We start from the raw sequence: 25,654 nt of genomic DNA on the forward strand, positions 1-25,654 counted from the left end.
GGGATTGGGGATTCGTGATTCGGGATTCGCAACAGCGGCCGCACGAGCGCCTGGAGGTATGGCGCGACGCGATGACGCTGGTCGAATCGATCTACCGGATCACCGAACACTTCCCCGACTCCGAGCGTTTCGGACTCATCGCGCAGATGCGCCGAGCAGCCGTCAGTGTTCCCTCCAACATTGCCGAGGGGGCGGCCCGCAGATCCACTGCGGAGTACCTGCGCTTCCTGTCGATGGCCCGTGGCTCGCTGTCGGAACTGGATACCCAGACCCAGCTCGCCGTGAGGCTTGGTTTCAGCGGCGCAGACGCCTCGCTGGCCGCGCTGCTCGATCGCGTTTTTTCCCGACTCAACGCCCTGATTCGTTCGCTGGACAATGCCCACTCCATCCGGGAGGACGTTGCCCCCTACGAATCCCCAATCCCGAATCCCGAATCCCATGCTCGATAAAGTCGTCATCGCCAATCGCGGCGAAATCGCGCTGCGCATCCTGCGCGCGTGCCATACGCTCGGCATCCGCACGGTCGCGGTGCATTCCACCGTGGACCGCAACCTCAAGCACGTGGCCATGGCCGACGAGTCGGTGTGCATCGGCCCGGCACCCTCGTCGGAGAGCTACCTCAACATCCCGGCGCTGATCGCCGCGGCCGAGGTCACCGACGCCCAGGCCATCCACCCCGGCTACGGCTTCCTGTCGGAGAACGCCGACTTCGCCGAGCGCGTGGAGCAGTCCGGCTTCATCTTCATCGGGCCCAAGGCCGACACCATCCGCCTGATGGGCGACAAGGTCGAGGCGATCCGCGCAATGAAGGCCGCCGGCGTGCCGTGCGTGCCCGGCTCGGGCGGCCCGCTGGGCGAGGACATCGTCGCCAACACCAAGATCGCCCGCGAGATCGGCTACCCGGTGATCATCAAGGCCGCCGGCGGCGGCGGCGGCCGCGGCATGCGCGTGGTGCATTCGGAGGCCGCGCTGAAGGCCGCGATCGAGACCACCAAGTCCGAAGCCAAGGCCGCCTTCAGCAACGACCAGGTGTACATGGAGAAGTTCCTGGAGAATCCGCGCCACGTGGAGATCCAGGTGCTGGCCGACGGCCAGGGCGGCGCCATCCACCTGGGCGAGCGCGACTGCTCGATGCAGCGCCGCCACCAGAAGGTGGTGGAGGAAGCGCCGGCGCCGGGCATTACCGAGGAACTGCGCAACGAGATCGGCAAGGTCTGCGTGGACGCCTGCATCCGCATCGGCTACCGCGGCGCCGGCACCTTCGAGTTCCTGTTCGAGAACGGCCGCTTCTACTTCATCGAAATGAACACGCGCATCCAGGTGGAGCACCCGGTCACCGAGCGCATCACCGGCATCGACCTGGTCTGCGAGCAGCTGCGCATCGCCGCCGGGCACAAGCTCAGCATCAAGCAGAAGGACATCGTCCTGCGCGGCCATGCGATCGAGTGCCGCATCAACGCCGAGGACCCGGAAACCTTCATGCCCAACCCGGGCCTGATCACCGGCTTCCATCCGCCCGGCGGCCCCGGCGTGCGCGTGGACACGCACATCTACAGCGGCTACAAGGTGCCGCCGAACTACGACTCGATGATCGGCAAGCTGATCGTGCACGGCCCCGACCGCGAGACCGCGATCGCGCGCATGCGCGTGGCGCTGAGCGAGATGGTGGTGGACGGCATCAAGACCAACATCCCGCTGCAGCAGCGGATCATGCGCGACAAGGGCTTCCAGGCCGGCGGCCAGAACATCCACTACCTGGAAAAGCGCCTGGCCGAACGCAAGAACAAGTCGATCGCGCTGTAGGAACGGTCGGGATTCGGGATTCGCAAGAGGCTGCGCCGGCGCATGCCAGTGTCACGCAAACTGACGAAAAAAGCGCCACTCCATCAGGAGTGGCGCGACCTGATGGTGACGCGTCGCGGCTGAAGCCGCTCCTACGACTGCCTGGCATCGCAGCGGGCTGGCACACGCGCAGCCCGCCACTCCCGATTCCCCACTCCCGGCTACTTCCCCTGCTGCGTCCCCACCACCGGCTCCACGCCCAGGCTCGAGGTCGGGCTGACGATCATCACCGTCTCGGTGGAGCCGTCCGGCCAGACGATCTGGAAGGTGCTGCCCGGGGCCAGGGTGGAGAACGGCATGCCGCTGTTGGCGCGGTAGATCGCCGCCACCTGCGCGGCGCCGGCGCGGCGCACGTCCGGCGTGGAGCGCGCCGTGGTCAGTTCGACCTTGGACAGGCCCCGGTAGCGCTGTTCGGCGGTGTCGATCAGCAGCAGGCCCGCCGCCGCCGCCGAATAGGCGACGAAGGCCAGGACCCAGAACCAGAATTTGGCGCCGTGCAGCCATCGCCGGTAATTCATGAGCCTGCTCCCGTGCTGTCCACCAGTCGGTTGACCATGTCGTTCATCGTGTCCGTGCCTTGCCGCGGGACCGCGGCGTCGTAAACAAAACTGCTGAAATCCTGGGTGGGATCGCGCGAGCAGATCCCGCCGTTGGCGCAATAGCGGGTCATCAACTCGCTGTCCGGGCCGCAATCCAATCCCAGCCTGCAGGCGGCCAACTGCCAGGCCAATTCGGAAAACTGGGTGCCGGCCACGCGGCCGTCCAGGCCGTCGTCGCCGCTGGCGGCCAGGCCCATCGCCGGCGCCAGCGCCACGTAGGCATCGGGATCGCCGGAGGCGCGCACCCGCGCCACCAGATCGCGCTTGTACTCGGCGCCGGCGTGCAATGGCTGGCCCAACGCCAGCAGCGCCGCTTCGGCGGCGAGGTTGCCGCCGCGCGCGGCCTGCACGCGCTGGGCGACGATGGTCTGCCGGGTCAGGCCGTCGCCGGGCACGAATCCGGCGCAGCGGCGGCCGACGCGGGCGCGCGCCTGCACCATCTGCGCCGAGGTCGGCAGGCGCGCGTCGGCGATCGCGCGGGTGTCGGCGCCATAGCCGATCGGGTCCATCGCATAGCCGGCGCAATAGTCGTAGATGCGGCTGAGCCGCCAGGACGCCTCGGGGTCGCCGTGCGCGGCGGCGATCGACAGCTGCTGCGCGGCACGGTAGAGATCGGCGCCGCGTTCGCCCTCGGTCTCGCCACGCAGGCGCGCCGGCGTCGACGCCGGCAACGGAGCGCTGGCCGGCGCGGCGGGCGCAGGAGCGGCACCGGCCGCCACCGCAGTCGTCTGCACGGCCGCGGCCGGTGCCGGCGGCAAGGACAGCGCGCGATAGGCGACCACGCCCAGCAACAGCGCGGCGGGCGCCAGCAACAGCCAGGTTGGACGGGACACGACGGGCATGCGCAAGAGAGCCGGACAACGGGCACAAGCGCAGCCGGACCCCCTGTCGCCCGGCCGCTGCGAGCCGGCAGTCTACCCCAGGCCGCGGCCACGGCATGCGCCAAATGCCTGTGGCGGTGCCGCCGCCGGACGAACGGCATGCTGCGCCGGCAAGGCGGCCTCCAGCGCGAGGTCCGCCGCCCGTCTAAGATGCGCGCTTCCCCTTCTTGCCCCACCGACCGATGCCGTTCCTCGAACTGACCCTGCGCTGCACCGACGCCACCCAGCCCCGCTACGAAACTGCGCTGGAGGACGTCGGCGCGCTGGCGGTGACCCTGCTCGATGCCGACGCCGACACCAGCAACGAACGCGCGATCCTGGAACCGGGCGTGGGCGAGACCCCGCTGTGGGGCACGCTGGTGCTGAGCGCGCTGTTCCCCGAGGACCAGGACGGGCTGGTGCTGCTGGCCGCGCTGGAGGCGTTCGACCCCGGGCTGGACTGGGCCCAGGTCACCTTCCGCAAGGTCGACGACCAGGACTGGGAACGGGCCTGGCTGGACCAGTTCCAGCCGATGCGCTTCGGCGCGCGCACCTTCATCGTGCCGTGGAACCACGACCTGCCGGAGGACGCCAGCGGCGCCGACGCCGCGGTGGTGCGCCTGGATCCGGGCCTGGCGTTCGGCTCCGGCACCCACCCGACCACCGCGCTGTGCCTGCGCTGGCTGGACGCGCTGGCCACCGAGGGCGTCCTGACGCAGGCGCGCGTGCTCGATTTCGGCTGCGGTTCGGGGATCCTGGCGCTGGCCGCGCTGAAGCTGGGCGCTGCCGCCGCGGTGGGCGTGGACAACGACCCGCAGGCGCTGCTGGCCAGCCACGACAACGCCGAACGCAATGCGGTCGGCGAACGCCTGGCGGTGTACCTGCCCGCCGACGAACCGGCCGCCACCTATCCGGTGGTGGTGGCCAACATCCTGGCCTCGGCGCTGGATGCGCTGGCGCCGACCCTGGCCGCGCGCGTGGCCCCGGGCGGGCGCATCGCCCTGTCCGGCATCCTGCACGGCCAGGAACAGGAACTGCTGCAGCGCTACGCGCCGTGGTTCACGCAACTGCGCACCGAACAGGACGGCGACTGGATGCGCATCGACGGCGTGCGCCGCGACTGAACCGGGGGCGACCGCGCCGGCCCACGCTGGCGCGCGGCATTCGCCAGGCCCGAGCGCGGCCCCTTGCTGAGCGCGCCGGTCCGATGACGCAAAGACAGTATCGCTAACATTTCATCGCTGGACAGCGCTACGAACCAACCGTGGCGGCCGGCGCGGCTATATCTCGCCTCCCCTGCGGAGGTGCGTGTGAACAGCAAGCTGTACGAACGGGTGCGCGAAGCGCGCAAGCTCACCGGCCTCACCCAGGAGGCCCTGGCGCTGGACCTGGGCGTGACCCGCAGCGCGGTGGCGCAGTGGGAAATGGCCGAGGGCACCGCGCCGGCCGTGGAGCACCTGATCGCCCTGGCCCGCCGCAGCGGGCTGAGCTTCGAATACCTGGCCACCGGCCGCGGCGAGCGCGTGTTCGGCGAACCGATCGCGGTGGACGCCGCCGCCATCGGCGAACTGCGCAACCAATACCAATTCACCGACCAGCACCTGCGCCTGCTGGAGCGCTTCGAAAGTCTGAGTCCGCGCCAGCGCGCCGGCCTGCTGGACCTGCTCGACACCCGCAAGTCGCGCTGAGCGCGATGCGGCGGATCGCCAAGCCGGCCGCGTCAGCAGGCCCTGGGCGATGGCAGCGCGGCTTTTCTGCGCATGCCCCGGTTGGAGGCGGTGGTTCCCCATGGCGCGTTTGGCCATGCGCTCCGACAAACGACAAGTGCTGTGGCGTGCTAGCGCATGGGCGTGGAGGCTCGTCGACCCTCGTGACGGCTCTTGCTCCGGCCCTGTCCCGTCCTGGAAGGCCGCAGCCCGTCCGCCGTGCGCTGCACATCCCGCCGGCGCATGCTTGAATACGGCTCTCGCCGTCGCCGCCGTCGCGCATGCCCGATCGCACTCCGCCCCGTCCCAGCCTTGCCACCTTGCTGCGTCAGCCCGATCCGGCCGCCACGCGGGACGCGACCCCGGTCGCGCCGGCGGCGGACGATGACGTGTCGGCAGCCGCGGCGCCGCTGACCGACACCACAGCGCCGCCGGTGGCGCCGAGCGTCTCGCCCGCGTCTGCGAACGCGACGCCGCTCGAGACCGAGCACGACATCGGCGCGCACCCCGCCACGCCCGACAAGGACGACCTGGAGGCGCGGATACCAGCGCCCGCGCCGGCACCGGTCCCCGCCACGACCGCGGCCACCGCGACCGCCAGCCCCGCTGCCGCACCCGTTGCCGCACCGAGCTTCCTGCACGGCCCGCGCGGGCGGCGCCCGGTGCTGCGCGCTGCGCCGTGGCAGTGGATCGCGCTGGTCGGGCTGGGCCTGCTGCTGGCGCTGCAGATCCTCATCGCCGATCGCCAGCGCCTGGGCGCCGATCCGCGCTGGCGGCCATGGGTAGCCGGGGTCTGCCAGGTCCTGCGCTGCAGCGTGCCGGCCTGGCGCGAGCCGGCCGCCTTCACCATGCTCAGCCGCGAGGTGCGGCCGCTGCCCGGCCAGGCCGGCACCCTGCAGGTGCAGGCGACCTTCCGCAACGACGCACGCTGGGCGCAGGCCTGGCCGCTGCTGCAGTTGTCGCTGGCCGACGCCGACGGTCGCACCATCGGCAGCCGCGTGCTGCGCCCGCAGGAGTACCTGGGCCGCGCGCGTCCGGACAGCGCCACCCTGGCGCCGGGACAGAGCGCACAGATCGCGTTCCAGGTGCGCGAACCGGCGGCCGAGACTGCGGCATTCAGTTTCGATTTCCACTGAGAACGCTGCGTTCGGGCACTCCGCCATGGCAGCGGCGCAGGCCACGCGCTAGACTCGTCCCCCCGCGCCGGCCCTCCTGCCGTCCGGCGCCGCTGTCATCCGGGGATCCGTCGAACTTGAACGCCGCCACCACTCGTCCTGACTCCAGTCGCGGCGCGCCGAAGCCGCCGCTGCGCGAACACGTGGCGCAATCGGTCCGCCGCTACCTGCGCGACCTCGACGGCTGCGACGCCGACGACGTGTACGAGATCGTGCTGCGCGAGATGGAGATCCCGTTGTTCGTGGAAGTGCTCAACCATTGCGAAGGCAACCAGAGCCGCGCCGCGGCGCTGCTGGGCATCCACCGCGCCACCCTGCGCAAGAAGCTCAAGGAATATGGGCTGGCCTGAGTGAGGCCGAGATTGGGGATTCGGATTCGGGATGACCAGCCTGCGGCTGGTGGAAGGCCGGGAATCGGGAATCGGGAATCGGGAACCAAGCGTGCTGTCCTGCATGACGTGACTGTCAAGCAATCCGATACCGAGCGTGTAGCGCCTGCACATCGCCCTCGTAGGAGCGGCTTCAGCCGCGACGCCTGAAACCTACCCAGGCGATCGAACGCACTACCGCAGCGAAGAAAACACCGAACGCCGAAACGCGCGCCTCGCGACTGTGGGAGGGGCTTCAGCCCCGACGCGACATCGTCTGAAGATGCGGGTGCGGAAGCCTTGCTGTCCTCCTGCGCTGCGCTCTCGGTAAAGCATCGCGGCTGAAGCCGCTCCTACGCCCGCACAGGCGCACACGCGCACCGCGCCCCGCGCGCCGCTCCAACCAATCCCCAATCGCCAATCCCACCATCCCCACTCCCCGCCCCTCACACCCATCCATAGCGGATCAGGTGGAAGAACACCGGCGCCGCAAAACACACCGAATCCAGTCGATCGAGCACGCCGCCGTGGCCTTCGATCATGTGGCCCCAGTCCTTGATGCCGCGGTCGCGCTTGATCGCCGACATCACCAGGCCGCCGAAGAAGCCCATCAGGTTGGCGACCAGCGCCAACGCGAACGCCTGCAGCGGCGAGAACGGGGTGATCCACCACAGCGCCGCGCCGAGCAGGCTGGCCGAGAGGATGCCGCCGACGAAGCCTTCCACGGTCTTGGACGGCGACAGCTTGGGCGCGATCAGGTGCCGGCCCAGCAGCTTGCCCCAGACGTACTGCAGCACGTCCGAGGACTGCACCACGATCACCAGGAACGCGAACAGCAGCAGGTTGCGGTCCTCGTAGCCGGGGATGCGCAGGTTCAGCAGCGCGGGCACGTGCGAGATGCAGAACACGCAGATCATCAGCCCCCACTGCACCTTGGCCGTGCGCTCCAGGTAGCGCGTGGTATCGCCACCGATGGTCGCCAGGATCGGCAGCACCAGGAACGCGTAGACCGGGATCAGCAGCGTGTACAGGCCGTACCAGTCGCTCCACACCAGCCAGTACTGCCACGGCAGCACCACGTAGAACGCGGCCAGCAGCGCGTAGTAGTCGCCGCGCCGGGTCGGGGTGAGAGTGATGAACTCGCGCAGCGCGAACAGCGACACCAGCGCGAACAGCACGATCACGCCGAGCCGGCCGAAGGCGAACGCCAGCGCCACCACCCCGGCCATCACCCACCAGGCGCGGATCCGCGCCACCAGGTTGTCCAGCACCGCGCTGGGCCGTCCGCGTGCGCGCCAGCGCAAGGTCTCGGCGATCAGCGTGGCCACGATCAGCACCGTGGCGATGCCCAGGAACAGCCACACCGTCTGTTGTCGCAGCGAGGATTGCTGCAGGTGGTCGCTCAGCGCGATCGGATTCATCGGGCCCCCTCCGCCTGCTCCGGCGCCAACGCCAACAAGGCGGCACGCGCGCGATCGAGGAAGGCCTGCTTGTCCTCGCCGGCGCCCAGCCGCAGCGGTTCGCCGAAGGTGGTGGTGCACAGCAACGGCAGCGGCAGCCACATGCCCTTGGGCATCACCCGCTTGAGGTTGTCGATCCACACCGGCACGAACTCCAGTTCCGGACGCTGCCGCGCCAGGTGATAGAGCCCGCTCTTGAACGGCAGCAGGCCGTCCTCGGTGTTGCGCGTGCCTTCCGGGAACAGGATCAGCGAGCCGCCAGCATCCACCGCCTCGCACAGGCAGTCGATCGGATCGCGCGTGCGCTGCGCGGCCTCGCGCTCGATCAGTACGCCGTTGAATACCGCGTGGATCAGGTAGCGGCGCAGCGCGTCGCGTTGCCAATAGTCGGCCGCCGCCACCGGCCGCACCTCGCGCCGCAGCGGCGCCGGCAGCGACGACCAGATCAGCACGAAATCGCCATGGCTGGCGTGATTACCGTAGTACACACGGCGTTCGCTGGACGGCATGCAGCCGCGCCACAGCGCACGCGCGCCGGTGAGCAGGCGGATCGCGGCGCTGCAGCCGCGGGCGATCAGGCTGGCGATCATTTCCACTCCAGTTCGCGCACGATGGCGCGCACGCGAATCACGATGGTGAGGGCGGCGGCGGCGATCAGCAGCCCCAGCGCGACGGCCAGAATCATGCGGGCCAGCATGGCGTGTTGCAGCAGCAGCGCGGCGGCCGCCGCCAACGCGGCCAGCGACAGCCAATGCATGCGCTGCACGCGCGCCATCGGCCCCTGCAGCGGTTCGCGCACCGCGCAGGCCAGGCCGAGCATGCGCACATAGGCGGTGCCCACGCACAGCAGGGCGGCGGCCCAGCCCAGTTCCGCACCGATGCCCAGCACCGGCTGCAGGCCATAGCCCACGCCCAGGCATACCGCCACGTCCGACAAGCGGTCCGGCGCCTCGTTGTACACCGCACCGGCACGGCCGATCAGCTGCGTCTGATGCGCCAGCAGCCCGTCCAGGCGGTTGCACAGCAGTCGCGCCTGCAGCGCCAGCGCCGCCAGCACCAGCAACGCGGCGGCATTGGCCGGCGGCTCGCGCCAGGCCAGGGCGAACATCAGCGCGGCCAGCACCGCGCACGCCAGCCCGCTCCAGGACACGCCGTTGGGCGTGGCCCCGCGCGCGCGCAACGCCAGCGCCAGGCGCCCACGCCACTGCGCGCGCCGCATGTGCCAGCTCGAACCGGCCATCAGTCGCCACCTCCACATCCGCCGCAACCACCACCGCCGCAACTGCTGCCGCCGCCATCGCTGCTGCCGCCACCGCCACCGCAACTGGTGGTCGAAGCGCTACCGCCGCCACCGTTGGACAGCGGCGAACGCAAGGCGTGGTAGTCGGCCCAGGGTGTGGTCATCAGCACGCTGGTGCCGGCCAGGGCCAGCGGCAGCGCCAGGTGCGAACCGGGCGCCAGCGAGGGCGCGGTGACGCCGTCGCGCCAGGCCGCATCGCGCTCGGCCAATAGCGCATCACCGGCGACGCTGCGCCGCGGCGGCGTGAGCAGGAAACCGAGCGCAACGACCGTGACGACCACCATCGCCGCCACCAGGAAACCGATCGGGCGCTGCAGCTGCAGGCCGATGCGCAGCTTCAGCAGGCCAAAGGTCCACAGCGCCAGCAACGGCGCGGCGCCGAACAGGCGCGCACACAGCGCCTGGCCATGTCCCAGCCACAGCCCCTTGGCGACCAGCGACCGGCGCAGCGGCGCGGCGTCGCGCCGCAACGCGGCCAGCGCCTGCGCCAGGTGCGGATGCGCGCGCACGATCGCCTGCGCACGCTGCAGCGGCGGCGGTGCGGCGACGCGGGTGTGCTCCAGAAGCGCCTGGCGGCGCACGCGCGGGTCGACGTGCAGGCGCACCGCCCCGGCCGCCAGCAGCAGCGCCAACTGTTGATCGGCGACGCGCTCGCTGCCGCCCGCGAGATACGCCAGTTCGGCCGCGTCCAGCGTCGCCTGGGTGTCGCCGCCGCGCAGTGCGCGCACCGCCAGGCGCAGACGCGCGCCCAGGCTCCAGGCCAGGCCGATGCCGGCCAGGAACAGCAGCAGGAACGGCGGCCCGGACCAGTGCAGCGGCGAGCGCGGGCCGTTGCCCTGCCATAGCACCGCAAACAGCAGTGCCACGCCCAGCAGCCAGCACCACAGGGCGACGCCGCCGCCCGCGGGCAGGACGCGGTGCGTGCCGGCCTGGCGAGGGGCCGGCGTGGTCGGCGCGCCGGCCGGTGCCGGCCAGCACGCCACAGGCGGCTCGCCGAAATGATGCCAGTAGTGCCCCAGCGTGGCCTTGTACTGCGCCTGGAAGCGTTCGGCGTCGGCCGGGTCGCCACGCCCGGGGTGATGGTGCAGGGTGATCCGCAACACCTGCGGACAGAACCGTTGCCAGTACTCGCGGGTGTCGGTGAGGTGGGTGTGCCAGACCTGGTCGATCAGGGCGCTGGGCGTCACCTCTTCGCCGGCCACGCAGGCCAGGAAGCAGAAGCGCCGGTATTCCTCGACCGCCTGCGCGGCCAGCGCCCGCGAGACATTGGCCTCCTTGGCCACGCGGCGCACGAATGCCGGCAACGCCGCCTCGCCCTCCCCGAAACCGTAGGCCTGCAGCCGTTGCCACAGCGCCTGCCGCGCCGCATCGACCTCCGATCGCAACGCTGCTGCAGGTTCATCGGTCATCGTGCCCGCCTCCTCATCCGAACCGCGCCATGCACAGCGCCAGCAACAGCATCAGCAGTTGCGCGGTGAAGCACAGCACCTGCCGCCGCAGCAAACCGCGCATGCCCTGCCAGCGCGCCAGCCAGTCGCGCGGCGGTGGCAGCGTGCGCAGCAGGCCCAAGCGCTGCAGCACCGCGTCCAGGTCGGCCCCGGCGCGCGCTGGCTCGGCTTCGGCCAGCACCGCCTCGAGCAGATCCGCATCCAACCCGACCCGCGCCGCCCAGTAGCGCTGCAGCAGGCCGGCCAACACCGAGCCTCCGCACAACGCCGCGGCGAGCATGGCGCCGGTGCCGGCATCCCAGGCGCCCAGCAGCAGGGCCGTCGCCAGCAACACCCGCGACAGCCGATCCAGCGGCGCGCCCTGGCGCAGCACCGCCGCCATCGTCCGTAATTCCAGCGGCGTGCTCATGCCGGCAGTTCCTGCGCCTGCAGCGGCGCCGGCGGCGCGGTGCAGGCGGCGGCGATGGCGGCACGCTGCGCCGGCCCCAGCACGATGCGTGGCGCGCGCGCCCGCAGCAGCGCCAGCGCGTCGTCCACGCTGGTGGCACGGCCGCTGCGCAGCAGCCAGGTGGCGACCGCGGCCGCGCTGCGCGAATAGCCCAGCGCGCAGCAGGCCAGCACCGGGCCGTGCGCGCGCGCCGTCGCGATCGCGTCGGCGGCCGCGCGCAAGGCCGCGGCCGGCGGCGCCACCAGGTCCAGCATCGGCACCACGCGGTCGTGCGCCTGCGCCTCGCGCAACGACAGTTCCGCGCTGACGTCGACCACCGCGGCGAAGCGCGTACGCTCGCCGCGGCCGGGCATGCGCCCGAGCCAGACGCCGTCGGCGATCTCGCGCGGCACCGGATCGCGCCAGGTCCAGGCGCGCGAGTTGAGCCACGCAGCGGCGAGGTACGGCGCGTACAGCCAGCGCGCGGCCAGGCTCAGGCGGCCGTCGGCGCGTTTCTGCAGGCCGAGCGGGCCGAGCAGCGCATAGCTGAGCGCGACCAGCAGCAACGACAGCGCCGGCCACAGCAGCCACCAGCCGGCGCCCCCGAGCGCGCGTGCGGCGGCCGCGCAGGCCGTGCTGCCGAGCAGGTACAGCGCGGCCAGGCGCCAGCGCCGCGGATCGCGCGCCGGTGCCGCCGCCCGCCACGGCGCGGCGATGCGCTCCGGCCACAGCCACACGCACAGCCAGCCGGCGGCCAGGCCGGTGGGCACGTCGAGGAAATGATGCTGGTAGGTGGTCAGCACCGACAACCCGATCAGCGCGAACCAGCCGTGCAGGGCCGACCGCGCCAGCCCGTGCAGATGCTGCGCATAGCGCACCCACAGCACCACCAGCAACACGATGTGCAGCGACGGCGCCTGGTTGAACGGCTTGTCGAAGCCGAGCAGCACCGCGAACAGCCAGCCGAACACGCCCTCGGTCGCTGGCCGCTCGAAGCTAAAGCGCAGCGGCCACAACAGGAAGCAGGCCACGGCCAGCAGCTGCGCGGTGAGCAGGCGCCGCGCATGCGTATCCAGTTCGGCGCGCGTGCGGCAGACGAAGAACGAGGCCGCGTAGAACAGGTCGATCGACCAGTACGGCACGATGCTCCACGGCCAGAACGGGATGTGGGGTTCCCAGGCGAACGGCAACGACGGCACGTCGGCGCGGCGCGCGGCCAGGGTGTTGGCCAGGCCGTAGCTGAGGAAGAAGAACGGCCCCAGCAGCGCCAGCCAGGCCAGCGCACGCCGCCACGGCCGCGTGGCCGCAACGCTCATGGCGCGATCCGCTGCGCCAGCGACACGGTGAAGATGCCCCACTCGTCGATGCGCTGCTCCAGCTTGCGGAAGCCGGCCGCGCGCACCAGTTCGTCCATCTCCTGCTGGGTGCGCCGGCGCATCACCCAGGCCGCGCCGCCGCGGTGGCTGGTCAACGCGCGGGCGATGAACTCCAGCTGCGGATGCCAGGGCTGGCCCGTGTAGGCCAGGTAACCGCCCGGCGCCACCGCCGCGGCCACGCCCTGCAGCGAACGCAGCACCTGGTCGTTGTCCGGGAACAACTCGTACAGGCCCGACACCACCGCCAGCGTAGGCCGCGGTTGCAGCGCGGCCAGCGCGTCGGGGTCGAAGGCGTCGCCCTGCTCGAAGCGGGCGATGTCGGCGGCGCCGAGCGCGGCAATCAGCGCGCGGCCCTGCTCGACGTTCAAGGGGCTGAAATCGCGCAGCAGGATCGCATCGGCGCGCTGGCTGCCGCCGGCCAGCGCTTCCAGCACGTAGCGGCCGTGGCCGGCGGCGATGTCCAGCGCGCGCACCGGCACGCCCGCGGCGCGCAGCCGCTGCATCGCCAGGCCCAGCAGTTCGTGCAGATGCTGGCGGCGCACGCGGATGCCGCGCCAGCCGATCGCATCCAGGTAGTTGCGGTCGATCATCCGCCCCAGCGGGCCGCGCCCGGCGGCCTGGTCGCGGTAGATGTAGTCCAGCGTGCTGCCGGAATCGAAGCCGGTCTGCAGGCCCAGGGCGATGCCCTCGGACAGCCGCCCGCCCAGGCGCAGCCCGGCACGCACGCCGCGCCAGCGCAGGTCCTGCAGGCTGTAGCGCTGCGGCGGCCAGGCCAGGCGCTCGGCTTCCTCGAAGGTCGGCCCGCGCCGGTGCGCCTGGCGCAGGCTGGGCAGCGCCGGCGCCTCGGCGAAGCGCGCGCGCACGAAGCGGCGGATCTGCGCCAGCGCCGGCGCGCGGTCGCGCTCGCCCAAGGTGTCGTGGAAGAAGCCGGGCAGCAGGTGACGCTCCTTCACCGGCGAGGACAAACGCTCGTAGAAGCGATCCTGCGGTCCGCGGTGCACCACGAAATCGCTGCCGGACACCAGCAGTTGCACCGGCACGGTGATCGCCTGCGCATCGCCGACCACGCGATCGGCCGCCGCATACAGGCCGAGCAACACGCGCACCGAGATCGGCCGAGTGATCAGCGGATCGTGGCGATAGCTCTCGACCCGCGCCGGGTCGTGGGTCAGCCACTGCGGCTTGACGTAGCTGTTGACGAAAAAGTTGCCGCGCAGTTTCTGCATCAGGGCCAGCCCGGACCGCGCGAACGGCACGTACAGCTTGACCTTGAACGCCGGAGAGGCCAGCACCAGCGCGCGCAGCGGCGGCGCGTAATCGTGGACCCAGGTGCTGGCGATCACCGCGCCCACGCTCTGCGCCACCACCACGATGTCCTGCACGGCGATGCCGTGGACCTCGCCGATGTGCGCGACGAAGCGGTCCAGGTCGCGCACCAGCGCCGGGAAGCCGGGCGCGTCGCCGCGCGCGCCGGGCGAGCGGCCATTGCCGCGCGCATCCCAGGCGAACAGCGCGCAATCGTCCAGGCCCAGTTCCTCGGCCAGGTGCATGACCCGCCCGGAATGTTCGTGGCCGCGGTGCAGCAGCAGCACCGCCCGCGGCGGCGCCGCCGGCGCGGTGGCCGGCCAGTGCCGGTAGAACAGCCGTGTGCCGTCGAAGCTGGCGAATTCGCTCTCGTTGACCTGCCGCATCCGTTGCCGATGTCCTGTCTGCCGTGAATCCCTGTGCCCCGCGGCCGCGACGACCGCCCCCACTCAGGCGCGCGTGGCCGCCTCGCGCAATCCGGCGGCGACCCGACGCACCACGGTCGCCACGCACAACAGCGCCACGCCCATGGCGACCCCAGTCACCGTCGCCGCCCCGATCCAGCCGCCGGCCAGCAGCAGCCCCAGCAGGCCGACGACGAAGGCACGATCGCTCTTGCCCATCGGCCCATCGTAGCGGCGACTGGCGCCGACCATCAGCCCGAGCACGCCGGCATATTCGGTCATCGCTGCAGTCAGCGCCATCAGCCACAGCCAGCCGGCGCCAACGCCAGGCACGCCGAGCAGGCTCAGGTACAGCGCCGCATCGGCGACCACGTCGCTCAGTTCGTTGAGGTAGGCGCCCAGCCGCGACTGCTGGCCGAACTCGCGCGCCAGCATGCCGTCCACCGCGTTCAAGGCCATCCGCAGCAGCATCCAGACGGGAAGCAGCGCGTACCACAGCGGCTGCGTGGCGCCTTGCGCGTAGACCACCGCGGCGACCAGCAACGACAGCAGCGCCGCGGCCACGGTCACCTGGTTGGCGGTGACGCCGCGCCGGTACACCACGCGCACACCCGGCCGCAGCAGATCCTGGAAACGTCCTTTGAGGGCATAGATCGACACGCGCGTGGTCCTGACGGCGAGGGCGGGGCGGCGACAGCCTAATGCATCGCCGCGGCGGCGCGCGCGATGGCGCGCGCCGCCCGCCCCGCCGCCCGCTCGCCCACGGCAGGCGACGCGCGCGAGGCGACACCGCGGATGGGCGTGGTCGACACGCTGCACGGCGCGATGTCGCGCCGCCTGCGGTACGAGAGCGAAGCTGCCTATAGCCGCACCACCTTCGTCGCAATCGCCTGAAATGGGCCTTCGCATGCACGATCGGCGGGCCGGGCGCGCGCCCCGGCCGGGCGTCGGCGGGCCTCAGCGCCTACAATGGCGGCCCGTTCCGCTGCCCCCGCCCTGCCCCATGTCCTCCGATTTCCTGCCCGTGCGCCGGGCGCTGCTGTCCGTTTCCGACAAGACCGGCCTGATCGACCTGGCCCGCGCGCTGGCCGCGCGCAACGTCGAACTGCTGTCCACCGGCGGCACCGCCAAGGCGCTGCGCGAAGCCGGGCTGGCGGTGAAGGACGTGTCCGAGCTGACCGGCTTCCCGGAAATGATGGACGGCCGGGTCAAGACCCTGCATCCGCTGGTGCACGGCGGCCTGCTTGGCCGCGCCGGCACCGACGATGCGGTGATGGCCGAACACGGCATCGCCGCGATCGACCTGCTGGTGCTCAACCTGTATCCGTTCGAGCGGGTCACCGCCGATGCCAACTGCACGCTCGACGTGGCGGTCGAGAACATCGATATCGGCGGCCCGGCGATGCTGCGCTCGGCGGCCAAGAACTTCGCCCGCGTGGCGGTGGCCACCGATCCGACGCAGTACGCCGAGCTGCTGGCCGAGCTGGAGGCCAACGACGGCCGCTTGTCGGCAGCCAAGCGCTTCGCCCTGGCCGTGGCCGCGTTCAACCGCGTCGCCCAGTACGACGCGGCGATCAGCAACTACCTGTCCGCGGTCACCGCCAGCGACGCCGCGGTTCCGGTGCGCAGCCCGTTCCCGGCGCAGATGAACTCCAGCTTCGTCAAGGTGATGGAACTGCGCTACGGCGAGAACCCGCACCAGCAGGCCGCGTTCTACCGCGACCTCTTCCCCACCCCCGGCACCCTGGCCACCTTCACCCAGCTGCAGGGCAAGGAGCTGTCCTACAACAACATCGCCGACAGCGACGCGGCCTGGGAGTGCGTGCGTCAGTTCGACGCGCCGGCCTGCGTCATCGTCAAGCACGCCAACCCGTGCGGCGTGGCGGTCGGCGCCGGCTGCGGCGACGCCTACGAACTGGCCTACGCCACCGACCCGACCAGCGCCTTCGGCGGCATCATCGCCTTCAACCGCACGCTGGATGCGGCCACCGCCAAGGTGATCCTGGACCGCCAGTTCGTCGAAGTGCTGATCGCCCCCGACTACGACGACGCCGCGCTCGAATACGCCAAGAAAAAGGCCAACGTGCGCGTGCTGCGCATCCCCGCCGGCGACGGCGCCTACGGCATCGACAGCAAGCGCGTTGGCTCCGGCATCCTGCTGCAGACCAGCGACGCGCATGTGGTGCCGCGCGATGCGCTGAAGGTGGTGACCCGCCTGGCGCCGACCGAGGCGCAGTTCGCCGACCTGCTGTTCGCGTGGAAGGTGGCCAAGTACGTCAAGTCCAACGCCATCGTCTACGCCAAGGACCACCGCACCATCGGCGTGGGCGCCGGGCAGATGAGCCGGGTGTATTCGGCGCGCATCGCCGGGATCAAGGCCACCGATGCCGGCCTGGCCGTGGAAGGCTCGGTGATGGCCTCCGATGCGTTCTTCCCGTTCCGCGACGGCATCGACGCCGCCGCCGCGGCCGGCATCAAGGCAGTGATCCAGCCCGGCGGTTCGATGCGCGACGCCGAGGTCATCGCCGCGGCCGACGAGCACGGCATCGCCATGGTGTTCACCGGCGTGCGCCACTTCCGTCACTGAGTCGCGGAGCTGCGCATGTCCGCTGTCGCGCCCCGTCCGCTCGCCATGCTGGCCCTGGCCGGCGTGCTCGTGCTCGGCGGCTGCACGCCGGCCGCGACGCCCGCACCCAGCGCGGCACCTGCGTCCGCCAGCGCCGCAGCGCCGGCTCACGTCAGCCGCACCGCGCGGCTGCAGGCGTTCCTGCAGCAACGCTACGGCAGCGCCGCCATGCTCGCCGGGCACTGGCCAGGGCAGTGGACCCAGGATGGCGCGAGCCATGGGGTGGATTGGCAGGTCTGCGCCGAACAGCCGGTGGTCATCGGCGACGGCTGGCAGCAGTTGCTGGCGGTGTGCGGCACGCTGCGCGATGCCGGCCATCCGGAACCGGGCACCATCGACTTCTACGTGCTGCGCCCCGAGGGCCAGGGCTTCGCCGTCGCCGCCGAGCGCACCGGCGGCACCTACGGCAGCAACGGCCAGCCGGGCGAGGTCGGCATCGTCCGCGCCGGCAGCGACTTCTACGGGTTCCGCGTGGAGGACGGCTGGTTCGGCCAGGGCTATGCGCTGCAATCGCAAACGCTGATCCTGCCCGGCCCCAAGGGCCTGGTCGATGCCGGCAGCCTGCGCAGCCACATCGACAACGGCGCTGCCGCCGACTGCGACGCCGCCGACGCGGCAGCGGACTGCAAGGCCGGTCAGTTCGACCTCGACTTCGCCCTGCGCTTCGACGACCGCGACCACGCCGCCCGCGTGTGGCCGCTGCTGATCGAGGAAACCGGCGTGGATTGCGGCCAGCGTCAGGTCCAGCGCGAACACCGCTTCGTGCTGGACACCAAGACCTGGACCTACCATTTCCCCGAAGCGCTGCAGCGCGAAGGCTGCGCATGAGGCACGCGCGCCCGGTGCAGCCGATCCCCTTTCCCCTGCAATCTGGAATTCCGCGATGAAACTGCTCGTCATCGGCTCCGGCGGCCGCGAACACGCCCTGGCCTGGAAGCTGGCCCAGTCCCCCCGTGTCGACGAAGTGCTGGTGGCGCCCGGCAATGCCGGCACCGCCAGCGAGGCCAAGTGCCGCAACGTGCCGGTCAAGGTGAACGACCTCGACGGGCTGCTGGCGCTGGCCCAGGACGAAGGCGTGGCGCTGACCGTGGTCGGCCCGGAAGTGCCGCTGGTGCTGGGCGTGGTCGACCGCTTCCGCGCCGCCGGGCTGCGCATCTTCGGCCCCACCGCCGCCGCCGCGCAACTGGAAGGCAGCAAGGCCTACGCCAAGGACTTCCTGCAGCGCCACGGCATTCCCACCGCGTTCTACGCCGTGCACACCGAGGTCGAGGCCGCGCTGGCCTATGTGCGCGACAAGGGCGCGCCGATCGTGATCAAGGCCGACGGCCTGGCCGCCGGCAAGGGCGTGATCGTGGCGATGTCGCTGGCCGAGGCCGAGGCCGCGGTACGCGACATGCTCTCCGGCAACGCCTTCGGCGACGCCGGCGCGCGCGTGGTGATCGAGGAATTCCTCGAGGGCGAGGAAGCCAGCTTCATCTCCATGGTCGACGGCCACACCGCGCTGCCGATGGCCACCAGCCAGGACCACAAGCGCGTCGGCGACGGCGACACCGGCCCCAACACCGGCGGCATGGGCGCGTACTCGCCAGCGCCGGTGGTGACGCCCGAGGTGCACGCGCGGGTGATGCGCGAGGTGGTCGAGCCGACCGTGCGCGGCATGCGCGCCGACGGCGTGCCGTTCACCGGCTTCCTCTACGCCGGGCTGATGATCGACGCCAGCGGCGCGCCCAAGGTGATCGAATTCAACGTGCGCTTCGGCGACCCGGAAACGCAACCGGTGATGCTGCGCCTGCAGTCGGACCTGCTCGACCTGCTTGAGGCCGCGCTCGACGAGCGCCTGCACGCGACGCAGGCGCAGTGGGACCCGCGCCCGTCGCTGGGCGTGGTGCTGGCGGCGGCGCCGTATCCGGAGACCCCGGTCACCGGTGAGCCGATCACCGGCCTGGACGCGGTGCCGGCCAACGCCAAGGTGTTCCATGCCGGCACCACGCTGGACGCGCAGGGCCGCGTGCTCAGCGCCGGCGGCCGCGTGCTGTGCGTGGCCGCGCTGGGCGACAGCGTGGCGGAGGCGCAGGGGCATGCGTACGCCGGCGTGGAGCAGATTCGCTGGGCCAGCGAATTCCACCGCCACGACATCGGCTGGCGTGCGATCGCGCGCGAGCAGGGGGCGTAGCACGTCGCCACGTGGAGGAGCGGCTTCAGCCGCGACGAGCGAAGCCCAAAGCACAACTGACAACTTCACTCGTCGGGACTGAAGTCCCTCCCACAAGGATGCCCAGCCCGCTCCCTGTAGGAGCGGCTTCAGCCACGACACGGGCATGACCGGGAACGCCGGTCGCGGCTGAAGCCGCGCCTACGGAGGCCCGCACGCGGCCACCATCGCCCTTGCGCTAGCCTGAAACCTCCCCCGGTTCGCGCAAACCCCATGCCCCTCTCCCCGACCCTCCGCACCCGCTTCCGCGCGCTCGCCGCGCAGACCGACGGCATCGACACTGCGGCCTATGCCGCCTGCGGCAAGGATCCGCTCGATCCCATCATCGGCCTCGGCCGCCGTGATGCACGCCTCTGCATCCTCGGCCGCGACCCGGGCCGCAGCGAGGTGGAGCACGGCGCCCCCTTCGTCGGCAGCGGCGGCCAGCTGGTGCGCAAGGCGCTGTACCGGCACCTGCACGACGGCGCGGAGATGCCCGATTTCGCCGCCGGGCTCGAGGCCGGCCGCGTTGCATTCTGGCTCAACACCGTGCCGTACAAGCCGGTGGGCAACAAGGCCTGGTCGATGCCGGTGAAGCGGCGCTTCCACCCGCTGATGCGGCGCCTGCTGCTCGAGCAGTGGCGCGGCCACGCCATCCTCACCCTCGGCCGCGAGGCCTTCCTGTGGTTCGGCATCGACCAGCCGCGCGAGGTGCGCGCGGCGCTGGACGCGTTCTGGGCGCGCGAGGACCGCTTCCAGGCGCAGACCGAGGTGGAGCTGCGCAGCGAGGACGGCCGCCGCACTCGTCGCGTGACGCTGTACCCGCTGCCGCATCCCTCGCCGCTCAACCAGGCTTGGTACAAGCGCTTCCCGGCGCTGCTGGACGCCCGCCTGCGGCAACTGGACGTCTGAGCGCACTCGCGTAGACGGGCCCGCTCGAGGGGGATCGCATACAGCGACGGTGCGCTATCGTGTCGCGGTGCCGAGCCCCTCGATCGAAACCCGCCTGAGCCGCCTGTGGGCCCATGAAAAGGCCAGCTACGGGCTGCGCGTGTTCATCGCGCTGGCGGTGGCGATGGGCGTGTGTTGGCACCAGCAGCAACTGGAGGCGGTGCCGGCGATCTTCCTGGGCACCATCGCCAGCGCCATCGCCGAGACCGACGACAACTGGCTGGGCCGGATCAAGTCGGTGCTGCTGTCACTGCTGTGCTTCGCCGCCGCCGCGGCCGCGGTGGTGCTGCTGTTCCCGTATCCGTGGCCGTTCGCGGCGGGCCTGGCGCTGTCCACCTTCGCCCTGACCCTGCTCGGCGCGCTCGGCGAACGCTACGCCTCGATCGCCCAAGCCACGGTGGCGCTGGCGATCTACGCGATGATCGGCCTGGACCACGGCAACCAGAACGGCCACGTCGGCGGCAATGCCTGGCATGGCGTGGCCCTGCTGCTGCTCGGCGCCAGCTGGTACGGCGTGCTGTCGGTGCTGTGGACGGTGCTGTTCGCCAACCGGCCGGTGCGCGAGCGGCTGTCGCGGCTATACCTGGAGCTGGGCCGCTACCTGCGGCTCAAGGCGGCCCTGTTCGAGCCGGTGCGGCAGAGCGACCTGCACGCGCGGCGCCTGGCGCTGGCCGAGCAGAACGCGCAGGTGGTGGCCGCGCTCAACGCGGCCAAGACCGCGATCATCAGCCGCTTCGGCCGCTCCGGCCGGCCCGGCGTGCAGTCGGGCCTGTACTTCCGCCTGTACTACATGGCGCAGGATTTCCACGAGCGCGCCAGTTCCTCGCACTACCCGTACGAGGCGCTGACCGATGCGTTCTTCCACAGCGACGTGCTGTACCGCTGCCAGCACCTGCTGGCCCTGCAGGGCAAGGCCTGCGCGGCCCTGGGCGAGGCGATCCGGCTGCGCCAGCCGTTCGACTACGGCGAGCAGACCCAGCAGGCCACCACCGACCTGCGGCAGTCGCTGGATTTCCTGCATGCCCGCGCCGATCCACGGCAGGCGCGGCTGCTCGGTTCGCTGGAACTGCTGGTGACCAACCTGCACAGCATCGAGCGGCGCCTGGCCGAGGCCGCGCAATCGGACACCACCAGCGACACCCTCGACACCCGCCTGCGCGACTCCTCGCCGCACACCCTGCGCGAGATGCTGCGGCGCATCGGCCAGCAGCTCACGCCCGGCTCGGTGCTGTTCCGGCACGGCCTGCGCATGGCCATCGCGCTGGTGGTGGGCTACGCCATCATGCAGTCGATCCACGCCAGCAACGGCTACTGGATCCTGTTGACCACCGCCTTCGTGTGCCGGCCCAACTACGGCGCCACCCGCCTGCGCCTGGCCCAGCGCATCGCCGGCACCCTCATCGGCCTGGGCGCGGCCTGGGCGCTGATGCAGCTGTTCCCTGGCACCGAGCTGCAGTTGCTGTTCGCATTGCTCGGCACGCTGGTGTTCTTCGTCACCCGCACCGACCGCTACATGCTGGCCACCGCGGCGATCACGGTGATGGCGCTGTTCTGCTTCAACCTGATCGGCGACGGCTTCATGCTGATCTGGCCGCGCCTGCTCGACACCCTGATCGGCTGCGCGATCGCCGCGGCCGCCTCGTTCCTGATCCTGCCGGACTGGCAGGGCCGGCGCCTCAACCAGGTGCTGGCGACGGTGCTGTCCAGCAGCGCGCGCTATCTGGCGCAGGTGCTGGAGCAGTACCGCAGCGGCATGCGCGACGACCTGCCCTACCGCATCGCCCGCCGCGACATGCACAACGCCGACGCCGCGCTGTCGGTGGCGTTGTCGAACATGCTGCGCGAGCCCGGCCGCTACCGCCGCAACCTGGACGCCGGCTTCCGCTTCCTGGCCCTCTCCAACACCTTGCTCGGCTACCTGTCGGCGCTGGGCGCGCACCGCGCCGCGCTGGCCGGCGAGACCGACCCGGACATCGCCCGCGCCGGCGATTACCTGCCGCAGGCGCTGGGCGCACTGGCCGACGCGCTGGCCGAGCGGCGCGCGCTGCCGGCCGCCGACGAACCCGCCGAGATCGCACTGGCCGACGCGCTGGAGCGCGAGGACGGCATCGACGAGGCCAAGCGCCGGCTGGTGCGCAACCAGCTCGCCCTGACCCTGCGCCTGCTGCCCAAGCTGCGTGCCGCCGCGCAGGCGGTCAGCGCCGCACCTGCGCCGCCGGCGCCGGTGCTGGCCGCGCCGGCCGCACGCTGATGCCCATCCACAGCAAGGCCGCCACCGCCAGCGCCGCACCGCCGATCGCCACCCCGCGCCAGCCGGCGTAGGCGTAGGCTGCGGTGCCGAGGCTGGACCCGACCGCACCGCCGATGAAGTAGCAGGTGACGTAGGCCGAGGTGATGCGGTTGCGCGCGGCCGGATCCAGTTGGTAGATCACGCTCTGGTTGCCGATGTGCACGCCCTGCACCGCCACGTCCAGCAACACCACCCCGGCGATCAGCAACCACAGCGAGTGCGGCGCGCCGAGCAGCAACAGCCACGACAGCAGCAGCATGACCAGGCCACCCCAGCCGACCCAGTGGCCGGCGCCGCGGTCGGACAGCTTGCCGGAGAGATTGGCGGCGAACGCGCCGGCCGCGCCGATCAGCCCGAACAGGCCGATGGTCGCGGTGCCGTAGCGGTAGTCCGGGCCGGACAGCAGGAACGCCAGGGTGGTCCAGAACATGCTGAAGCCGGCGAACAGCAGCCCACCCAGCACCGAGCGCGCGCGCAGCACCGGCTCGTCGCGCAGCAGCGCCAGCACCGAACCGATCAGGTGCGGATAGGACAGGTGCGGGTTGCCCGGGTGCCGCGGCAGGCCGCGCCACAGCAGGCCCGAGGCCACCAGGATCAGCGCCGCGGCCACCCAGTACACGGTGTGCCAGCCGCCAACGCCAGCCAGCAGGCCGGACACCGTGCGCGCCAGCAGGATGCCCAGCAGCAGCCCGCTCATCACCGTGCCGATGACCCGGCCGCGCTCGTGCGGCGCGGCCAGGGTGGCGGCGAACGGCACCAGGATCTGCGCCGCCACCGAGCTCAGCCCGGTGATCAGGGTGCCGAGCACCAGCAGCGCGAAGCTGTGGGCCATCGCGCTGACCAGCAGGCCGACCGCGCTGAGCGCATACAGACCGACGATCAGGCTGCGGCGCTCGAAGCGGTCGCCCAGCGGCACCAGGAACAGCAGGCCGGCGGCATAGGCCAGCTGCGCGGTGGTGACCACCGCGCCAGCGCGACGCACGTCGATGACGAAGGTCTGCGCCAGCACTTCCAGCAGCGGCTGCGCATAGTAGTTGCTGGCCACCGCCAGGCCGGTGGCGATGGCCATCAGCAGCACCAGGCCGCGGCGTATCGGCGGATGTGAGGTCGTGTCCATGGACGGGAACCGGATCGAAGAGAGGGGCGCAGTCTGTGGCGGAAGGATCGATCTTTCAAACGCATTTTTTTCACCACTGCCATCTGCTTTTGAGATAGCGTGAGCGTCGCTGCCGACGGCCGGGTCACGTCGGCGGATCGCGCTCCAAACGAACGCAACGTCCAGACTGGGACACGGCCACCCAGACCGCCATCGCTTTGAAGGAACCCGCACCATGCCCAGCACCGACATCGCCGAGGCGCTGCACCAGCACGGCTACGCGGTGGTCCGCGGCTTCCTGGGCGAAGGCGACATCCCCGACGGCCTGCTGCGCTTCCTGGAAGGCGCCGAGAAGTTCCACGACGGCGTGATCGGCGACCTGCCGGCGGCGGACATGCAGCGGATCCAGGCGCGCATCGCCGCCACCGTGCCGGCAGTGGCCGCGGCCATGGGCCTGGCGATCGCCGCCGACCGCTTCGGCTACTGCGCCATCCGCATCCGCGAGAGCCATGCCGCGCCGAGCCTGCGCCTGCCGTTCGACCAGCACCGCGATCCGAAGACCGCGCCGGGCGGCGCGCTCAACTGGCACCTGGACCACTTCAGCTATTTCCTGCATGGCGACCACCGCAACTACCTGATCTGCTACATGCCGGTGTTCAAGCCCGACGCCGGCCTGGCCAACGTGGCGATCGTCGCCGACGACGTGGTCGCGCGCCTGGATCCACGGCTGCATGAGCGCATCCAGGGCCGCGGCGCGCTGCGCTTCCGCTGCGTGGAGGCCGACACGCTGGACTGGTTCCGGCTGCGTTTTCCCGGGCAGGCCATCGCCATCGGCGACTGGTATGCGATCGAGGACCTGCACGACGCCAGTCCCGGCTGGAAGATCGGCTTCGACCTCGAAGCGCACAAGGTGGTGCCGCAGCTTGCGGTCGGCGACCTGCTGATCATGCGTGCCGACGTCATCCACCGCACCCACGACGCCGGCTGCGACCGCATCTCGGTGCGCTGCGACGCGCTGCCCGCGCATGCGCCGCGGCTGGACACGCTGCGCGGCCTGCTCGGCATCACCCTGCGCTACCCGTTCATGAGCCGCAAGCGCCGCTACAACATCCGCCTGTGGCTGCGCCAGCAATGGCGCAAGCGGCTGGGACGCCCGGCATGAGGCGGCGGCGGCAACAGACCGCGCAGCGACAAGCGGCGCTGCATGCGAGCAGCGCCACCGCTGCTCGACCGCAACGTCGCCATGGCGCGCGCCAGGCAAGCCCATGCTGACCCTGCGCCAGCTCGAATTCGCCGTCGCCGTCGCCGAGGAAGGCAGCTTCACCGCGGCCGCGCGCCGCTGCCACACCGTGCAATCGGCGCTGAGCCACCAGATCGCCAAGATCGAGCAGGCGCTGGGCGCGCGGCTGTTCGAGCGCGGTGCGCGCCACGTGCGCGCCACCGCCGCCGGCGAGGTGTTCCTGCACAACGCGCGCGCCACCCTGCGCGCGGCCGAGCGCCTGCACGAGGAAATGGCGCAGACCCTGGGCACGGTGCGCGGCCGCCTGCAGATCGGCCAGATCTCCTCGTTGAACGCGGTGCAGGTGCCGGCGGTGCTGCGCCAGTTCCGCGAAGCGCACAGTGCGGTGGACGTGCACCTGCGCACCGGCATGAGCGATGCGCTGCTGCTGGAGCTGAGCGAAGGCCGGCTCGACGTGGCCCTGGTCGGGGTCGGTCCGCACGTGGCGCTGCCGCCGCAACACCTGCTGCTGCACGAGGAAGGGCTGGCGCTGATCGCCGCGCCCGGCAACCGCTTCGCCGCGCGCCGCGAGGTCGCCCTGCGTGAACTGGAGGACACACCGATGGCCGGGCTGACCCCCGGCGCCGGCGTGCGCGGCATCATCGACCGCGCCTTCGCCGCCGCCGGCCTGCGCCAGCGCCTGCAATACGAGGTCACCCACGCCGACCTGCAGCGGCAACTGGTGGCCGAGGACCTAGGCCTGGCGGTGGTGCCGCAGACCATGGCCACCGGCATGCACGGCGTGGCCACGGTGGCGTTGCGCGAGCGCTTCCGCTTCCTCACCTACGCCGTATGGCGGCCGGACCCGACCCCGGCCGCGCGCGCCTTCATCGCCCTGCTGCGCGCGCGACGCGACGCCCTCCAGGCCGCGCCGGACAACCCCGGAGCGGGCCGCCGCGCGCCGCGCCTGCGCGCGCGGCGAACCTGCTAGGCTGCGCGCGTTCGCAAAGG

At 71.5% G+C, this 25,654-nt stretch carries 25 protein-coding genes; 14 read left to right on the forward strand and 11 right to left on the reverse strand.

All coding sequences use genetic code 11. The annotated features are described in order from the left end of the window. Nucleotides 1-14 precede the first annotated feature (14 nt). Both NUG21_RS18775 and accC read left to right on the forward strand, forming a co-directional pair. A complete protein-coding gene (locus NUG21_RS18775; RefSeq protein ID WP_263391676.1) occupies nt 15-449 on the forward strand; it encodes a four helix bundle protein in 435 nt (144 codons plus the stop codon). Then, nucleotides 439-1,803: an acetyl-CoA carboxylase biotin carboxylase subunit gene (accC, locus tag NUG21_RS18780; RefSeq protein ID WP_010343850.1), complete on the forward strand. Its 1,365-nt coding sequence runs from the start codon at nt 439-441 to the stop codon at nt 1,801-1,803. The genes NUG21_RS18775 and accC overlap by 11 nt, the downstream gene beginning before the upstream one ends. Before the next feature lie 200 nt (nt 1,804-2,003). Here the strand turns inward: accC and NUG21_RS18785 are convergent, their stop codons facing one another. Both NUG21_RS18785 and NUG21_RS18790 read right to left on the reverse strand, forming a co-directional pair. Then, nucleotides 2,004-2,360, reverse strand: a complete 357-nt coding sequence (locus NUG21_RS18785; RefSeq protein WP_160946165.1) for a hypothetical protein — start codon at nt 2,358-2,360, stop codon at nt 2,004-2,006. Continuing rightward, nucleotides 2,357-3,283, reverse strand: coding sequence for a hypothetical protein (locus tag NUG21_RS18790; protein ID WP_263391677.1), 927 nt, complete (start codon nt 3,281-3,283; stop codon nt 2,357-2,359). The genes NUG21_RS18785 and NUG21_RS18790 overlap by 4 nt, the downstream gene beginning before the upstream one ends. Before the next feature lie 221 nt (nt 3,284-3,504). Here NUG21_RS18790 and prmA point away from each other — a divergent pair, with 221 nt between their 5' ends. The 4 genes from prmA to fis all read left to right on the forward strand — a co-directional run bounded on the left by prmA (nt 3,505) and on the right by fis (nt 6,532). After that, nucleotides 3,505-4,425 carry a 50S ribosomal protein L11 methyltransferase gene (prmA, locus tag NUG21_RS18795; protein ID WP_263391678.1) on the forward strand — a complete coding sequence of 307 codons (921 nt, stop codon included), beginning with the start codon at nt 3,505-3,507 and terminating at the stop codon, nt 4,423-4,425. Between the two features lie 186 nt (nt 4,426-4,611). Beyond that, nucleotides 4,612-4,989 (forward strand): helix-turn-helix transcriptional regulator, encoded by a 378-nt coding sequence (locus NUG21_RS18800; protein WP_160946162.1) that lies wholly within the window; start codon nt 4,612-4,614, stop codon nt 4,987-4,989. Between the two features lie 299 nt (nt 4,990-5,288). Beyond that, the gene (locus NUG21_RS18805) at nt 5,289-6,143 is read left to right on the forward strand and encodes a DUF3426 domain-containing protein (protein ID WP_263391679.1); all 855 of its coding nucleotides are present in this window, start codon (nt 5,289-5,291) and stop codon (nt 6,141-6,143) included. Between the two features lie 116 nt (nt 6,144-6,259). After that, nucleotides 6,260-6,532, forward strand: a complete 273-nt coding sequence (gene fis / locus NUG21_RS18810; protein ID WP_010343856.1) for a DNA-binding transcriptional regulator Fis — start codon at nt 6,260-6,262, stop codon at nt 6,530-6,532. Between the two features lie 464 nt (nt 6,533-6,996). On the opposite strand, the gene NUG21_RS18815 is transcribed toward fis, so the two are convergent. The 8 genes from NUG21_RS18815 to NUG21_RS18850 all read right to left on the reverse strand — a co-directional run bounded on the left by NUG21_RS18815 (nt 6,997) and on the right by NUG21_RS18850 (nt 14,930). Continuing rightward, a complete protein-coding gene (locus tag NUG21_RS18815; RefSeq protein ID WP_160946161.1) occupies nt 6,997-7,971 on the reverse strand; it encodes a phosphatidate cytidylyltransferase in 975 nt (324 codons plus the stop codon). Further along, the gene (locus NUG21_RS18820; RefSeq protein WP_263391680.1) at nt 7,968-8,600 is read right to left on the reverse strand and encodes a lysophospholipid acyltransferase family protein; all 633 of its coding nucleotides are present in this window, start codon (nt 8,598-8,600) and stop codon (nt 7,968-7,970) included. The genes NUG21_RS18815 and NUG21_RS18820 overlap by 4 nt, the downstream gene beginning before the upstream one ends. Further along, nucleotides 8,597-9,229 carry a CDP-alcohol phosphatidyltransferase family protein gene (locus tag NUG21_RS18825; protein WP_184502582.1) on the reverse strand — a complete coding sequence of 211 codons (633 nt, stop codon included), beginning with the start codon at nt 9,227-9,229 and terminating at the stop codon, nt 8,597-8,599. Before NUG21_RS18825 ends, NUG21_RS18820 begins: the two co-directional genes overlap by 4 nt. A gap of 20 nt (nt 9,230-9,249) precedes the next feature. After that, a complete protein-coding gene (locus tag NUG21_RS18830) occupies nt 9,250-10,719 on the reverse strand; it encodes a TIGR04222 domain-containing membrane protein (RefSeq protein ID WP_263391681.1) in 1,470 nt (489 codons plus the stop codon). A gap of 13 nt (nt 10,720-10,732) precedes the next feature. After that, a complete protein-coding gene (locus NUG21_RS18835; RefSeq protein WP_263391682.1) occupies nt 10,733-11,167 on the reverse strand; it encodes a hypothetical protein in 435 nt (144 codons plus the stop codon). After that, nucleotides 11,164-12,501, reverse strand: a complete 1,338-nt coding sequence (locus tag NUG21_RS18840) for a phosphatase PAP2/dual specificity phosphatase family protein (protein ID WP_263391683.1) — start codon at nt 12,499-12,501, stop codon at nt 11,164-11,166. Before NUG21_RS18840 ends, NUG21_RS18835 begins: the two co-directional genes overlap by 4 nt. Next, nucleotides 12,498-14,252, reverse strand: a complete 1,755-nt coding sequence (locus NUG21_RS18845; protein ID WP_263391684.1) for a bifunctional alpha/beta hydrolase/class I SAM-dependent methyltransferase — start codon at nt 14,250-14,252, stop codon at nt 12,498-12,500. Before NUG21_RS18845 ends, NUG21_RS18840 begins: the two co-directional genes overlap by 4 nt. 63 nt (nt 14,253-14,315) lie before the next feature. Next, nucleotides 14,316-14,930, reverse strand: coding sequence for a CDP-alcohol phosphatidyltransferase family protein (locus NUG21_RS18850; RefSeq protein WP_160946154.1), 615 nt, complete (start codon nt 14,928-14,930; stop codon nt 14,316-14,318). A 66-nt stretch (nt 14,931-14,996) separates the two neighbouring features. On the opposite strand from NUG21_RS18850, the gene NUG21_RS18855 reads away from it, so the two are divergent. From NUG21_RS18855 to yccS, 6 genes are all read left to right on the forward strand, one after another. Then, a complete protein-coding gene (locus NUG21_RS18855) occupies nt 14,997-15,164 on the forward strand; it encodes a hypothetical protein (protein ID WP_160946153.1) in 168 nt (55 codons plus the stop codon). Between the two features lie 109 nt (nt 15,165-15,273). Then, on the forward strand, nt 15,274-16,857 hold the full coding sequence (purH, locus tag NUG21_RS18860) for a bifunctional phosphoribosylaminoimidazolecarboxamide formyltransferase/IMP cyclohydrolase (RefSeq protein ID WP_160946152.1): 1,584 nt from the start codon (nt 15,274-15,276) through the stop codon (nt 16,855-16,857). 15 nt (nt 16,858-16,872) lie between these two features. Next, on the forward strand, nt 16,873-17,724 hold the full coding sequence (locus NUG21_RS18865; RefSeq protein ID WP_263391685.1) for a hypothetical protein: 852 nt from the start codon (nt 16,873-16,875) through the stop codon (nt 17,722-17,724). 55 nt (nt 17,725-17,779) lie between these two features. Then, entirely contained in the window at nt 17,780-19,069 is a 1,290-nt protein-coding gene (gene purD / locus NUG21_RS18870) for a phosphoribosylamine--glycine ligase (protein WP_263391686.1), read from the forward strand. Nucleotides 19,070-19,321: 252 nt separating this feature from the next. After that, a complete protein-coding gene (locus tag NUG21_RS18875; protein ID WP_263391687.1) occupies nt 19,322-19,999 on the forward strand; it encodes a uracil-DNA glycosylase family protein in 678 nt (225 codons plus the stop codon). A 67-nt stretch (nt 20,000-20,066) separates the two neighbouring features. Further along, nucleotides 20,067-22,289, forward strand: a complete 2,223-nt coding sequence (yccS, locus tag NUG21_RS18880) for a YccS family putative transporter (RefSeq protein WP_263393118.1) — start codon at nt 20,067-20,069, stop codon at nt 22,287-22,289. On the opposite strand, the gene NUG21_RS18885 is transcribed toward yccS, so the two are convergent. Next, a complete protein-coding gene (locus NUG21_RS18885; RefSeq protein WP_263391688.1) occupies nt 22,234-23,445 on the reverse strand; it encodes an MFS transporter in 1,212 nt (403 codons plus the stop codon). The genes yccS and NUG21_RS18885 overlap by 56 nt on opposite strands. A 214-nt stretch (nt 23,446-23,659) precedes the next feature. Between NUG21_RS18885 and NUG21_RS18890 the strand changes: the two genes are divergently transcribed. Together NUG21_RS18890 and NUG21_RS18895 are read left to right on the forward strand one after the other, a co-directional pair. Continuing rightward, the gene (locus tag NUG21_RS18890) at nt 23,660-24,586 is read left to right on the forward strand and encodes a 2OG-Fe(II) oxygenase (RefSeq protein ID WP_242084680.1); all 927 of its coding nucleotides are present in this window, start codon (nt 23,660-23,662) and stop codon (nt 24,584-24,586) included. 103 nt (nt 24,587-24,689) lie between these two features. Continuing rightward, on the forward strand, nt 24,690-25,634 hold the full coding sequence (locus NUG21_RS18895) for a LysR substrate-binding domain-containing protein (protein WP_263391689.1): 945 nt from the start codon (nt 24,690-24,692) through the stop codon (nt 25,632-25,634). The last annotated feature ends 20 nt before the right edge of the window (nt 25,635-25,654 follow it).

The sequence above is a fragment of the Xanthomonas sp. CFBP 8445 genome, assembly GCF_025666235.1.
Lineage (GTDB): Bacteria > Pseudomonadota > Gammaproteobacteria > Xanthomonadales > Xanthomonadaceae > Xanthomonas_A > Xanthomonas_A indica.

What these genes read in the sequence shown, in the direction of transcription:
- accC (WP_010343850.1), top strand. Translation starts at nt 439, where the DNA reads ATGCTCGATAAAGTCGTCATCGCCAATCGCGGCGAAATCGCGCTGCGC.
- NUG21_RS18785 (WP_160946165.1), bottom strand. Translation starts at nt 2,360, where the DNA reads ATGAATTACCGGCGATGGCTGCACGGCGCCAAATTCTGGTTCTGGGTC.
- NUG21_RS18790 (WP_263391677.1), bottom strand. Translation starts at nt 3,283, where the DNA reads ATGCCCGTCGTGTCCCGTCCAACCTGGCTGTTGCTGGCGCCCGCCGCG.
- prmA (WP_263391678.1), top strand. Translation starts at nt 3,505, where the DNA reads ATGCCGTTCCTCGAACTGACCCTGCGCTGCACCGACGCCACCCAGCCC.
- NUG21_RS18805 (WP_263391679.1), top strand. Translation starts at nt 5,289, where the DNA reads ATGCCCGATCGCACTCCGCCCCGTCCCAGCCTTGCCACCTTGCTGCGT.
- NUG21_RS18815 (WP_160946161.1), bottom strand. Translation starts at nt 7,971, where the DNA reads ATGAATCCGATCGCGCTGAGCGACCACCTGCAGCAATCCTCGCTGCGA.
- NUG21_RS18820 (WP_263391680.1), bottom strand. Translation starts at nt 8,600, where the DNA reads ATGATCGCCAGCCTGATCGCCCGCGGCTGCAGCGCCGCGATCCGCCTG.
- NUG21_RS18825 (WP_184502582.1), bottom strand. Translation starts at nt 9,229, where the DNA reads ATGCGGCGCGCGCAGTGGCGTGGGCGCCTGGCGCTGGCGTTGCGCGCG.
- NUG21_RS18830 (WP_263391681.1), bottom strand. Translation starts at nt 10,719, where the DNA reads ATGACCGATGAACCTGCAGCAGCGTTGCGATCGGAGGTCGATGCGGCG.
- NUG21_RS18835 (WP_263391682.1), bottom strand. Translation starts at nt 11,167, where the DNA reads ATGAGCACGCCGCTGGAATTACGGACGATGGCGGCGGTGCTGCGCCAG.
- NUG21_RS18840 (WP_263391683.1), bottom strand. Translation starts at nt 12,501, where the DNA reads ATGAGCGTTGCGGCCACGCGGCCGTGGCGGCGTGCGCTGGCCTGGCTG.
- NUG21_RS18845 (WP_263391684.1), bottom strand. Translation starts at nt 14,252, where the DNA reads ATGCGGCAGGTCAACGAGAGCGAATTCGCCAGCTTCGACGGCACACGG.
- NUG21_RS18855 (WP_160946153.1), top strand. Translation starts at nt 14,997, where the DNA reads ATGGCGCGCGCCGCCCGCCCCGCCGCCCGCTCGCCCACGGCAGGCGAC.
- purH (WP_160946152.1), top strand. Translation starts at nt 15,274, where the DNA reads ATGTCCTCCGATTTCCTGCCCGTGCGCCGGGCGCTGCTGTCCGTTTCC.
- NUG21_RS18865 (WP_263391685.1), top strand. Translation starts at nt 16,873, where the DNA reads ATGTCCGCTGTCGCGCCCCGTCCGCTCGCCATGCTGGCCCTGGCCGGC.
- purD (WP_263391686.1), top strand. Translation starts at nt 17,780, where the DNA reads ATGAAACTGCTCGTCATCGGCTCCGGCGGCCGCGAACACGCCCTGGCC.
- NUG21_RS18875 (WP_263391687.1), top strand. Translation starts at nt 19,322, where the DNA reads ATGCCCCTCTCCCCGACCCTCCGCACCCGCTTCCGCGCGCTCGCCGCG.
- NUG21_RS18885 (WP_263391688.1), bottom strand. Translation starts at nt 23,445, where the DNA reads ATGGACACGACCTCACATCCGCCGATACGCCGCGGCCTGGTGCTGCTG.
- NUG21_RS18890 (WP_242084680.1), top strand. Translation starts at nt 23,660, where the DNA reads ATGCCCAGCACCGACATCGCCGAGGCGCTGCACCAGCACGGCTACGCG.
- NUG21_RS18895 (WP_263391689.1), top strand. Translation starts at nt 24,690, where the DNA reads ATGCTGACCCTGCGCCAGCTCGAATTCGCCGTCGCCGTCGCCGAGGAA.